We start from the raw sequence: 11,852 nt of genomic DNA, 5'->3' as shown, positions 1-11,852 counted from the left end.
GCCGCCTCCCATGCCGATACCAAACTTTGACACGAGAACGGCAAGGAAATGGTTAGGGCCGGAGCCTAAGGCAGAGGCGGGCGAGGCTGCGGTCGATTGCAGTCCTGCCGCGCATTGCCCGCCCTCGACGGCGGGCCTTTGAGAGCACATGTTCGCAGGATGTCGAAAACTGCCGTCCCCACCCGCGAAGAGATCCTGCGCTTCGTCGCCGAGAGCCCCGGCCGCGTCGGCAAGCGCGAGATCGCGCGCGCCTTCAATGTGAAGGGCGACGATCGCGTCGAGCTGAAGACGCTGCTCGCCGAAATGGCCGACGAGGGCCTGCTCGCAAAGTCCGGCAAGCGGCTCAGGAAGCCCGGCGAGCTGCCCCGCGTGACGCTGCTCGCCGTGACCGGCCGCACCGCCGACGGCGACCTCGTGGCCGAGCCCACGAGCTGGGACGAGGACGGGCCGCGCCCCAAGGTGACGCTGATCGGCAAGGGTCCGGCGCCCAGCATGGGCGATCGCCTCCTCGCCCGCATCTCCTACGACGACGACGGGCACCCCGTCGGCAAGGTCATCAAGGTGATCGAGCGGCGGCCGGCGGCGACGCTCGCCGTGCTGGAGCGCATCGGCGGCGTGCCGATGCTCGCGCCGATCTCCAAGAAGGAGCGCGACAGCTACACGATCGACCCGAAGGCGGTGCAGGACATCGCCGACAACACGCTGGTGCGCGTCGAGGTCGACCGCGGCCGCCATGCCCGCATCGTGGAGGTGATCGGCCCGGTGGGCTCCGAGCAGGCGGTGTCGATGCTCGCGATCCACGCCCACGGCATCCCCAACCGCTTTCCCGACAGGGTGCTCGCCGAGGCCGAGGCCGCCGAACCGGCGACCCTCGCCGGCCGTGAGGACTGGCGCGACGTCGCCTTCGTGACCATCGACCCGCCCGACGCCAAGGATCACGACGACGCCGTCTTCGCCGAGCCCGACCCGCACAACGAGGGCGGCCACGTCGTCACCGTCGCCATCGCCGACGTCGCCCACTACGTGACGGCGGGCTCGGCGCTCGACGACGAGGCGCGCCTCAGGGGCAACTCGACCTATTTCCCCGACCGCGTCGTGCCGATGCTGCCGGAGCGCATCTCCAACGACCTCTGCTCGCTGCGCGAGGGCGAGGCGCGGCCGGCGATCGCCATCCGCATGGTGTTCGCGAAGGACGGGCGCAAGACGCGCCACTCCGTCCACCGCGTGCTGATGCGCTCCGCCCGCCGCCTCGCCTATGCCGAGGCGCAGCGGATCGCCGACGGAGCGGAGAGCGACATCGCCCTCCGCATCGCCGATCTCTGGGCCGCCTACGCCTGCCTGAAGCGTGGCCGCGACGCACGCGAGCCGCTGGAGCTCGACCTTCCCGAGCGCAAGATCCTCCTGACGCCGGAGGGCACCGTTTCGCGCGTGACGGTGCCCGAGCGCCTCGAGGCCCACCGCCTCATCGAAGAGTTCATGATCCAGGCGAACGTCGCCGCGGCGGAGACCTGCGAGAAGGCGAAGATCCCCCTCCTCTACCGCATCCACGACGCCCCGGGTCCGGAGAAGGTGGACGCGCTCGCCGAGTTCCTGGCGACGCTCGACATCCGCTTCGCCAAAGGCACCCGCATGCGGCCCGACCACTTCAACTGGATCCTCGACAAGGTGCAAGGCACGCCGCACGCCCAGCTCGTCAACGAGGTGGTGCTGCGCACCCAGAGCCAGGCCGAATATGCGCCGGACAATCTCGGCCATTTCGGCCTCAATCTGCGCCGCTACGCCCACTTCACCTCGCCGATCCGCCGCTATGCCGACCTCGTCGTGCACCGCGCGCTGATCCGGGCCGAAGGGCTCGGCAAGGACGGGCTGAGCGACGAGGAGATCGCCGAGCTGCCGGAGATCGGCGAGGCGATCTCGGCCACCGAGCGACGCTCGATGGTGGCCGAACGCGAGACGCTCGACCGGCTCATCGCGGGATGGCTCGCCGAGCACGTCGGGGCGACCTTCGCCGGGCGCATCGGCGGCGTCACCAAGGCGGGCCTCTTCATCCGCCTCAGCGAGACCGGCGGCGACGGCTTCGTGCCGATTTCCACCCTCGGCGCCGAGTTCATGATATACGACGAAGCCGCCCACGCCCTCGTCGGAGAGCGGACGGGAACCACCTTCCGCCTCGGCGACGACGTGACGGTGCGGCTTCTCGAGGCGGCGCCCTTTTCCGGGGCGCTCCGCTTCGAGATCATCGACCACGAGACGAGCGCCCCTGCGGCCCGTCGCCCCCGGCGCAACCCGCGTCCGGCGCCGCGACGACATCCGGGCGGCGGCCGCCACGCGAAACGGGGACGCAGATGAACGACCGATCCATCGTCACTGCCATGGTGAACGGCTTCAAGGGCCGCTGCCCGCACTGCGGCGAGGGGGCGATGTTCAACGCCTTCCTCAAGGTCAACGACGTCTGCCCCCATTGCGGCGAGGAGCTGCACCATCACCGCGCCGACGACGCGCCGCCCTACATGGTGATGCTGATCGTCGGCCACGTCATCGTCGGGCTGATGCTGTCGATCGAGGTGGCCTTCCACCCTGCGATGTGGCTGCAGGGGGCGATCTTCCTGCCCTTGACGGCGGGGCTCTCGCTCGTGCTTCTCCAGCCCGTCAAGGGCGCCCTCGTCGGGCTGCAATGGGCGAACAGGATGCACGGATTCGGGGCGGAGAGCGAAGCGGGACTATGACGACTGCCGAAGAGTTGACGAAGCGACTGTCGGCGGCGGATCGCGACCGCAGTCATGCCCCGGTCAAGGTGCGCGACGCGGCGAGCCTGATCATCCTCGATCGCGAGGGACCGAGCGTGCTGATGGGCCGGCGCAGCATGAAGCACGCCTTCATGCCGGGGCTCTTCGTGTTCCCGGGCGGCCGGGTGGACCCGGCCGACGCGCGCGTCCCCGTCGCCACCGACTACGTCCCCGCCACCCTCGACAAGCTCACCACCAAGATGAAGGCCGGCCAGGGCGAGGCGCGCGCCCGCGCCCTCGGCATCGCCGCCCTGCGCGAGACCTACGAGGAGACCGGCGTCCTCATCGGCAAGAAGGACGCCGACCGGCTGCCCCAGGGCCCGCTGTGGGACGCCTTCGCAGCGCGCGGCCTCGGCGTGGACCTCTCGCCGCTGCGCTTCGTCCTGCGCGCGGTGACGCCGCCGGGCCGCCCCCGCCGGTTCGACACCCGCTTCTTCGTGGTCGACCGCTCGGCGATCGCCGACATCGACCCGGACCGGGTCGGCGAGGATGCCGAGCTCGAGGAGATCGCCTGGGTGTCCATCGCCGAAGCGAAGACGATGAAGCTGCCGCCGATCACCCTCACCGTGCTCGACGAGCTGCTCCTGAAGCTCGCCGAGACTCACGAGCTGCCGGCCGACGGCGACGTTCCCTATTATCGCTGGCAGCGCACCCACTTCACCCGTGTGACCCTTTAGGCACCCGCTGCCCCCCTCACACCGGCGAAGCTGACGCGAGGGCGCGCGAAGCCTTTGAGGGATCTAGTCTTGGACCCGAAATTGGGTCAAAGACAGCGAGTCGACGATCCTCTGATGCTCGGAGCCATGGACCAGACGTCTTCCCCTTCGCTGGCTACGCCGCGCGGCGCATCCGCCCCCGCGGCCTCCCGGCTCGGTGACGCAGTGGCCGCCGACCGTCCGATGGACGTAGCCGCCCTCGCCGCGGTGATCAGCGGTATCACCGGTGTCGGCCTGTCGCTCAGCCTCAGCCTGCCGCTGTTGTCGATCGTGCTCGAGGACCGGGGCGTCGCCCCTTCGCTGATCGGCCTCAACACGGCCGTCGGCGGCGTCTCCGCGCTGACCGTGCTGCCGTTCGTCGCCGTCATCGCCAAGCGCTTCGGCACGGCGCGGGTGATCATCACCTGCTTCCTGACCGTCGCGGTCACGCTGATGGGCTTCTACTACGTCCACTCCTACGCGCTGTGGTTTCCCCTGCGCTTCGTGTTCACCGCGGCGATGACGCTGATCTTCGCTTTGACCGAGTTCTGGATCAACTCGCTCGCCCCGCCGGCGCGGCGCGGGCTGGTGCTCGGCATCTACGCGACGTTCCTGTCGATCGGCATCTCGGTGGGACCGGTGATCCTCGCCCTCGTCGGGACCCAAGGGGTGCTGCCCTTCCTGATCGGCTCGCTCGCCCTCGTGAGCGCCGCCGCGCCCGTCATCATCGTGCGCACGCGCGAGCCCGCCCTGCCCGACCACGGCGAGCGCAACCTCCTGCGCTTCGTGCGCATGGCGCCGCTCGCCCTCTTCGCCGTCCTGGTGTTCGGCGCGGTGGAGTCGGGCGGCACGGCCATTCTGCCGCTCTACGGCACCGCCATCGGCCTCACCGGCGGGCACGCGGTGGTGCTGGTGTCGGCGATCGCCGCCGGCAACGTGCTGTCGCAGATCCCCATCGGCTACCTCGCCGACCGGGTGAGCCGGCGCCTGCTCCTCGTCGCCTCCGCCGCCATCGGCGCCGCCGGGGCGCTGATGATGCCGCTCGTCGCCGACATCTACTGGCTGCTCCTGGCGCTGCTCTTCATCACCGGCGGCATCGTGGCGGGCCTCTACACCATCGGCCTCACCCATCTCGGCGCCCGCTACACCGGCGCGGAGCTCGCCTCGGCCAACGCCGCCTTCGTGATGATGTACTCGATCGGCATGCTGATCGGCCCGCTCGCCCTCGGCAGCGGGCTGGACTTCTTCCCGCCGCACGGCTTCCCGATCGCCATCGCGCTGATCTTCGGCGCCTACGTGGCGATGGCATGCGTCCGAATCAGCCGGAGCGGGCTTGAGACTTGACTTCCCCCGTCCGGGCCCCCATTGGCAGGGTTTGGATCATTTCCCCACAACGCAGGCCGCCCGCGCGGCCCCGGAGACAGCACCATGGCGAAGGCCACCACCATCAAGATCAAGCTCGTGTCGACCGCCGACACCGGGTACTTCTACGTGACGAAGAAGAACACCCGCACGATGACCGACAAGATGACGAAGACCAAGTACGACCCGGTCGCGAAGAAGCACGTCGAGTTCCGCGAAGCCAAGATCAAGTAATCACGACGACGGCAGAAACGCCTTCACCGTGGAGATGAAACGGTCGATGGAGATGGGCTTCGAGAGATAGGCTTCGCAGCCTGCGGCGCGAATGCGCTCCTCGTCGCCCTTCATCGCAAAAGCGGTCACGGCAATCACCGGGATCGGCGCCAGATCCGGATCGGACTTGATCCGCTCCGTCACTTCCAGGCCGGACATTTCGGGGAGCTGGATGTCCATCACGATCAGGTCGGGTCGCTCGCGCTTGGCGACCTCCAGCGCATCGATCCCATTGCGCGTTTGCAAGATGTCCATCCCGCTCGCTTCGAGCAGGTCGTGGAAGAGCTTCATGTTGAGTTCGTTGTCCTCAACGATGAGCACCCTGTGGCCCATGCCGACTCCCGATCCTATGGCGCCCGTTCGACGCCTCCCCGTGTGTGTGAGGGTCTGAGGATGCCGTCAAGACGTCTCGACGATCTGCCCGACCCGGGCGCCATCGCCATCGCCGCTTTGTCGCATTTTGCGACCGAGCCGAAAACGCTCGATCGCTTCTTCGCCTTGACCGGCCTCGATCCCACGAGCCTGCGCGACGCCGCCGCCTCGCCGAGCTTCATCGCCGGCGTGCTCGACTTCGTGCTGGAGGACGAGAAGGTGCTCCTCGCCATCGCCGCCGCGCAGGAGACGACGCCCGAGGCGATCATGGCGGCCCGCCGGCGCATGGACCGCAAGACCATCGCGGAGGACGACTGGCCGCCCCGCGCGCACGACGACTGGGCGTGAGCCCGACGCTCTGCCGCGACTGCGCCACCCTCCTGGTGGCTCCCCTGCCCGCACGGGGCCGCTGCCCCCGCTGCAACAGCCCCCGCCTCGTCAGCCACCCCGAGCTCGCCCGCCTCACCATCGCCCACGTGGACTGCGACGCCTTCTTCGCGGCCGTGGAGAAGCGCGACGACCCGAGCCTCGCCGACGTGCCGCTGATCGTCGGCGGCGGGCGGCGCGGCGTCGTCTCCACCTGCTGCTACCTCGCCCGCATCCACGGGGTGCGCTCGGCGATGCCGATGTTCAAGGCGCTGAAGCTCTGCCCGGACGCGGTGGTGCTGCGCCCCAACTTCGAGAAATATGTGACGGTCGGGCGCGAGGTGCGCGAGCGCATGCGCGCCCTCACCCCGCTGGTGCAGCCGCTGTCGATCGACGAGGCGTTCCTCGACCTCGCCGGCACCGAGCGCCTGCACGGCGCGCCGCCCGCCGTGGTGATGGCGCGCTTCGCCAAAGCGGTGGAGACGGAGGTCGGCATCACCGTGTCGGTGGGGCTCGCGCCGAACAAGTTCCTCGCCAAGTTCGCCTCCGACGCGGAGAAGCCGCGCGGCTTCACCGTGATCGGTAGCGGCGACGCCGAGGCCCGGCTCGCCGACGAGCCGGTGACGCAGCTCCCGGGCGTCGGCCCCGCCGCGGCGAGCCGCCTCGCGAAGGCGGGCATCACCCACGTCCGCCAGCTGCAGCGCGCCGAGGAGGTGGAGCTGATGCGCCGCTTCGGCGAGACCGGGCAGCGGCTGAAGCGCCTCGCTCACGGCCGCGACGACCGCGCCGTCGACCCCGCGAGCGAGCGCAAGAGCGTCAGCGCGGAGACGACGTTCGAGGAGGACATCGCCGACCGCGCCGAGCTTCTCGCCCTGTTGCGCCATCTCAGCGAGAAGGTGTCGACGCGGCTGAAGGCGGCCGACATCGCCGGGCGGACGGTGACGCTGAAGCTCAAGACGCCGGACTTCCGCACCCACACCCGCGCCCTGTCGCTGCCGGCGCCGACGGCCATGGCCCATCGCATCTTCGCCGCCGGCAAGGCGCTGCTGGCGGGCGAGGCCGACGGCCGCCGCTTCCGCCTCATCGGCATCGGCGTGTCGCACCTCGTCCCCATCGCGACGGCCGACGCGGAGGAGCTGTTCGACCCCGCCCGCGGCCGCCTCGGCAAGGCGGAGAAAGCGATGGACGCGTTGCGCGCCCGCTTCGGCAACGACGCGGTGATCTATGGGCAGACCCTGTCGGACCCGCGCCGCCGCTCCGGCACCCCACCGCGCCGCACCGGCGAGTGAGCGCTCCCGCCGCCGCAACGCAGGCGGATCGCCGACGCGCCGTTTGGCAAGCCTCTATCGCGCCTCGCGGAGGGTGCCATTTGCGCGCAGAGGCATCCCACCACGGTCCACGCAAGCTTATGATGGAATATGTCTGGAGTCAGCTTCGTTCACAGTACGGGAGTAATGGTCTCCCGGCGAACGGTGCGGGAGGGCTCCATGCCGATCATCCGCTTTCTGAAGCCACGGCTCGACTACTGCGCCGCCGGCTTCCTCACCGCGGCGACGCTGGCGTCGGCGCTCGCGACTGTCTGGCATTTCGGCTGACCGGCCGCGACGGCCGCCGGTACCCTTCGGCGTCGTCCGCTCGGTTCGGACCGAACCGAGCGGATCGTTCGTGAGACGTCAGTTGCGCTCCTTGTCGACGAGCGCCTTCTCCTTGATCCACGGCATCATCGCGCGGAGATCGGCACCGACGCTCTCGATCGGGTGCGCGGCGGCTCTCGCCCGGGTCGCCTTGAACGAGGTCTGGCTGACCTTGTTTTCCAGCATCCAGTTGCGCGTGAAGATGCCGCCCTGGATGTCGGCCAGAACCTTCTTCATCTCAGCCTTGGTCTCCGGCGTGATGATGCGCGGCCCGGTCACGTACTCGCCGTATTCGGCGGTGTTCGAGATCGAGTAGTTCATGTTGGCGATGCCGCCCTCATAGATGAGGTCGACGATCAGCTTCACCTCGTGCAGGCACTCGAAATAGGCCATCTCGGGCGCGTAGCCGGCTTCCACCAGCGTCTCGAAGCCGGCGCGGATCAGCTCCACGAGGCCGCCGCACAGCACCACCTGCTCGCCGAAGAGGTCGGTCTCGCACTCTTCCTTGAAGGTGGTCTCGATGATGCCGGCCCGGCCGCCGCCGATCGCCGACGCGTAGGCGAGGCCGAGGTCGTGGGCGTTGCCGGTGGCGTCCTGGGCGATGGCGATGAGGCAGGGCACGCCGCCGCCACGCAGATATTCGGAGCGCACCGTGTGGCCCGGGCCCTTCGGCGCGACCATCAGGACGTCGAGGTCCTTGCGCGGCTCGATGAGGTTGAAGTGGACGTTGAGGCCGTGCGCGAAGAGGAGCGCGGCGCCCTCCTTCATGTTGGCGGCGAGCTGGTCGTTGTAGATGTCGGCCTGCAGTTCGTCCGGCGTCAGCATCATGACGACGTCGGCCCACTTGGCCGCGTCCTCGACGGTCATCACCGTGATGCCTTCCGCCTCGGCCTTCTTGGCCGAGCCCGATCCCGGCCGCAGACCCACCGCGATCTCGGCGACACCCGAGTCGCGCAGGTTCAGCGTGTGGGCGTGACCTTGGCTGCCATAACCGATGACGGCGATCTTCTTGCCTTTGATCAGGCTGATATCGGCGTCGCGATCGTAATAGACGCGCATGCGTGCTCCCTTTGTAGCGGGGTTCGGTGGGAGCTCTCGTGCCTCCCAGTTGCGCTTCGTCATAGACGGTTTGCAACAGGGATGTGAATGGCCCTTGGGCACGTTGGCGCGTCTGCGATCACGATTTGCGTCATCTGAGGCGATGACGCGGGGTCGCAGAGACAGATTGTTGCCGGAAGCGGCGATCCGTCAGGCGGTCGCCGCGACCTCGGCCGCCCCGACATGGGCGCGAAGGGCGTCGAGATATTCAGCCTTCTTGCGCGGCGTCGGCGCTTCCTGGAGCACCTCGGCGGCGATCACCTGAAGCTCGGGTACGCGCACCTTCTTATCCTTGCGCAGCTTCTCCACGAGCCCCACGCCGTCCGCCGGCGAACCGCAGGCACCGAACTCGGCCACGTAGAGACTCACCACCTCGCCGCGCACGCCCATCGGCACGATGATCGCGCCCGCCTCCTCCGCCGCAGCGGGCTCCACGGCGGCCGGTGTCGCCTCGGCGACGGCCATCGGCGCGGCCGGGGCCGGCTCGGCGCGGGGGCTGTCGTGCTCGTGTTTCGGCGCCGCCGCGGCGTCCTCGCGCGGCGGCGATGCGTCGGGGGCCGCGAACCGCAAGAAGGTCTTGGCGACGCTGCTCGTGTACCTCTCAAGGAGATCTGCGATGAACCACATGTCGTCCGCCGTCTCGAAATTGCAGGGAGCGCGCGGGCGACAGGCCGCCCGCCACACCCTCGACGATCCGCGCAAATGGTTAAGAATGTGTTGAGGTTACCAAGTTCAACCGTTGACGGTCACAATTGTGACGACCTCGCCGCTGCCGAAATCGAACCGTTATTGGAATTGATCTTGCGTGACGGCCCGATGCTGGAGAGTGAGAATTCGCACTCGCCGTCAACACCTTGACGGCCGGACGGGCGAAATCGATCAGCCGACCATCGTCCAGGCGATGATCAGCAGCGACAGCGCGCCGATCCACAGGGCGATGGTGGAGGCGACGGAGCCGCGACCGCTGCGCGACAAGAGGGTGACCTGCTCCGGCGACAGCGTGACGCCGCGCTCCAGGCTGTTGCCGAGGTCCTTCGACAGCCGGTCGACGCGGCTCGCGAGGTCGGGCGCCTGCAGCGCCGCGCGGGCGATGGCGGTGAACGAATCCTGCGCCTTGCGCAGCGTGCCGGCGGGACCGAGCTCGCTCGTCATCCAGTCGCGCACCACGGGCTCGGCCGCACGCCACATGTCGAGGTTGGGGTCGAGCGAGCGGGCGACGCCCTCCACCACCACCATCGTCTTCTGCAGCATGATGAGCTGCGGCTGGGTCGACATCTGGAAGAGCTCGGTGATCTCGAAGAGCTGGGTGAGGAGCCGCGCCATGGAGATGTCGGCGGCCGTGGAGTCGCGAATCGGCTCGCCGACGGCCCGCAGCGCCTGGGCGAAGAGGTCGACATCCTGCGATTCCGGCACGTAGCCGGCGCGGAAGTGCGCCTCGGCCACGCGATGGTAGTCGCGCACGATGAAGCCGTAGAGGATCTCGGCGAGAATCTCGCGCTCCTCGCGCGGCAGGCGGCCGGTGATGCCGAAGTCCACCGCCACCAGCGTGCCGTCGGGCTCCACGAAGAGATTGCCCTGGTGCATGTCGGCATGGAAGAAGCCGTCGCGCAGGGCGTGTCGCAGAAAGGTCTGGAGCACATGGCGGCCGAGCTCGGGCAGGTCGAAGCCCGCCTCGCGCAGCTCCCCGACGCGGCTCATCTTGATGCCGTCGATCCACTCCATGGTGAGGACGGTGCGCGCGGTGCGGGACCACTCCACCCGCGGCACGCGGAAGCCGGCGTCCTCGGCGGTGTTCTCGGCCATCTCCGAGATGGCGGCGCCTTCGAGGCGGAAGTCCATTTCGAAGCGGACCGACTCGGCGAGCGTCTGGACCACCGCCAGCGGCCGCAGGCGCCGCGTCGCGGGCACGCGCTTTTCGAGGAAGCGCGCGGTGACGAAGTAGCTTTCGAGATCCCGCTCGAAGCGGCGGGCGACGCCGGGGCGCAGCACCTTGACGGCGACGATGCGATCGCCGTTGGCGTCGGTGATGGTCGCGCGGTAGACCTGCGCGATGGAGGCGGCGGCGACGCAGTCGCCGAACTCGGTGAAGAGCGCCTCCACCGGGCGCCCCAGCGCCTCGGCCACGGCGGCGCGGGCGAGATCGTCGGGGACCGGCGGCACCTGATCCTGCAGCTTGGCGAGCTCGCCCGCCACCTCCTCGCCCACCACGTCGGCGCGGGTGGCGAGGAACTGGCCGAGCTTGATGTAGGACGGCCCGAGCCGGTTGAGCGCGAGCGAGAGACGGGCGGCCATGTCGCGCTTCTGCGCGCTGCGCCGCTCCACGAGACGGACGAGGCGGATGGCGAACTTGGCGGAGGCGGGCGCCTCCTCCAGCGGCACGATGGCGAACACCCCCTCGCGCGCCAGCACGAAGCCGGCGCTGAGCAGGCGCAGGATCGGCGTGATGGGCATCAGATCTTGTAGCCGGAGTGGATTGCCGCGACGCCGCCCGACAGCATGCGCACCTTCACCTCCGAGAAGCCCGCGCGCTCGATCTCGGCGGCGAAGCGGCCGGAATTCGGGAAGGTGCGGATCGATTCCACCAGATAGCGGTAGGGCTCGGCGTCACCCGCGAGTACCCGGCCCATGGCGGGGATCACGTTGAACGAATAGACGTCGTAGATCTTCTCCATCGCCGGCACGTCGACGTGGCTGAACTCCAGGCACATGAAGCGGCCGCCGCGCTTCAGCACGCGGTAGGCCTCGGCGAGGGCGACCTCGCGGCGGGCGACGTTCCGGATGCCGAAGGCGATGGTGTAGGCGTCGGCGGTGCCGGAGGGCATCGGCAGCGCCTCGGCGTTGGCGGCCACGAAATGGCAGGGGGTGCGCGGTCGCAGCCGTCGCGCGTCGCGCTTGGCGCCGACGAGGAGCATCTCCGGGTTGATGTCGCACACCATCACGGTGCCGTTGACCTCGATGCCGCGGGCGATGCGAAAGGCGATGTCCCCGGTGCCGCCGGCGACGTCGATCACGCGGTAGGGTCGCTTGGGCCGCCGCGGCGCGCCGAGCCACGACACCATCGCGTCCTTCCACAGCCGGTGGAGGCCGCCGGACATGGCGTCGTTCATCAGATCGTAGCGGCTCGCCACCGTGTCGAAGACGCGGTTGACGAGACCCTGCTTTTCCTCGATCGGCACTGTCTTGAAACCGAAGGATGTCTCGCTCATGCCGCCGCCTTTCCTCTTCAACGGCGTCACACATAGCGGCAGATTGGAGCCGCGGCCATG

The 11,852-nt window shown here is 69.1% G+C and carries 12 protein-coding genes; 7 read left to right on the top strand and 5 right to left on the bottom strand.

Annotated features, from left to right (window positions below; all coding sequences use genetic code 11):
* Positions 1-159: 159 nt before the first annotated feature.
* From rnr to rpmG, 5 genes are all read left to right on the top strand, one after another.
* Positions 160-2,349, top strand: a complete 2,190-nt coding sequence (gene rnr, locus JCR33_RS18265) for a ribonuclease R (RefSeq protein WP_198883557.1) — start codon at positions 160-162, stop codon at positions 2,347-2,349.
* Positions 2,346-2,726, top strand: coding sequence for a DUF983 domain-containing protein (locus tag JCR33_RS18260; RefSeq protein ID WP_211110400.1), 381 nt, complete (start codon positions 2,346-2,348; stop codon positions 2,724-2,726). Before rnr ends, JCR33_RS18260 begins: the two co-directional genes overlap by 4 nt.
* Complete coding sequence (locus JCR33_RS18255; RefSeq protein ID WP_198883556.1) at positions 2,723-3,463, top strand: NUDIX hydrolase; 741 nt, start codon at positions 2,723-2,725, stop codon at positions 3,461-3,463. The genes JCR33_RS18260 and JCR33_RS18255 overlap by 4 nt, the downstream gene beginning before the upstream one ends.
* A gap of 222 nt (positions 3,464-3,685) precedes the next feature.
* A complete protein-coding gene (locus JCR33_RS18250; protein WP_198883555.1) occupies positions 3,686-4,825 on the top strand; it encodes an MFS transporter in 1,140 nt (379 codons plus the stop codon).
* Positions 4,826-4,909: 84 nt separating this feature from the next.
* The gene (gene rpmG / locus JCR33_RS18245; RefSeq protein WP_198883554.1) at positions 4,910-5,077 is read left to right on the top strand and encodes a 50S ribosomal protein L33; all 168 of its coding nucleotides are present in this window, start codon (positions 4,910-4,912) and stop codon (positions 5,075-5,077) included.
* On the opposite strand, the gene JCR33_RS18240 is transcribed toward rpmG, so the two are convergent.
* Entirely contained in the window at positions 5,078-5,449 is a 372-nt protein-coding gene (locus JCR33_RS18240; protein WP_198883553.1) for a response regulator, read from the bottom strand.
* A 60-nt stretch (positions 5,450-5,509) separates the two neighbouring features.
* Here JCR33_RS18240 and JCR33_RS18235 point away from each other — a divergent pair, with 60 nt between their 5' ends.
* Together JCR33_RS18235 and JCR33_RS18230 are read left to right on the top strand one after the other, a co-directional pair.
* Positions 5,510-5,836: a DUF3572 domain-containing protein gene (locus JCR33_RS18235; protein ID WP_198883552.1), complete on the top strand. Its 327-nt coding sequence runs from the start codon at positions 5,510-5,512 to the stop codon at positions 5,834-5,836.
* Positions 5,833-7,143 (top strand): DNA polymerase IV, encoded by a 1,311-nt coding sequence (locus JCR33_RS18230; protein ID WP_198883551.1) that lies wholly within the window; start codon positions 5,833-5,835, stop codon positions 7,141-7,143. The genes JCR33_RS18235 and JCR33_RS18230 overlap by 4 nt, the downstream gene beginning before the upstream one ends.
* Positions 7,144-7,527: 384 nt before the next feature.
* Here JCR33_RS18230 and ilvC read toward each other — a convergent pair whose 3' ends face one another.
* The 4 genes from ilvC to ubiE form a co-directional block, all read right to left on the bottom strand.
* The gene (gene ilvC / locus JCR33_RS18225) at positions 7,528-8,547 is read right to left on the bottom strand and encodes a ketol-acid reductoisomerase (protein WP_198883550.1); all 1,020 of its coding nucleotides are present in this window, start codon (positions 8,545-8,547) and stop codon (positions 7,528-7,530) included.
* 189 nt (positions 8,548-8,736) lie between these two features.
* Positions 8,737-9,213, bottom strand: a complete 477-nt coding sequence (locus tag JCR33_RS18220; RefSeq protein WP_198883549.1) for a hypothetical protein — start codon at positions 9,211-9,213, stop codon at positions 8,737-8,739.
* A 252-nt stretch (positions 9,214-9,465) separates the two neighbouring features.
* Positions 9,466-11,037, bottom strand: coding sequence for a 2-polyprenylphenol 6-hydroxylase (gene ubiB / locus JCR33_RS18215; protein ID WP_198883548.1), 1,572 nt, complete (start codon positions 11,035-11,037; stop codon positions 9,466-9,468).
* Entirely contained in the window at positions 11,037-11,792 is a 756-nt protein-coding gene (gene ubiE, locus JCR33_RS18210; protein WP_198883547.1) for a bifunctional demethylmenaquinone methyltransferase/2-methoxy-6-polyprenyl-1,4-benzoquinol methylase UbiE, read from the bottom strand. Before ubiE ends, ubiB begins: the two co-directional genes overlap by 1 nt.
* Positions 11,793-11,852: the final 60 nt, after the last annotated feature.

It is taken from the genome of Acuticoccus mangrovi, from assembly GCF_016411865.1.
Classification (GTDB): domain Bacteria; phylum Pseudomonadota; class Alphaproteobacteria; order Rhizobiales; family Amorphaceae; genus Acuticoccus; species Acuticoccus mangrovi.
Note: the sequence above shows the minus strand (reverse complement) of the source record. Positions and strands in the feature narration are given on the sequence as shown.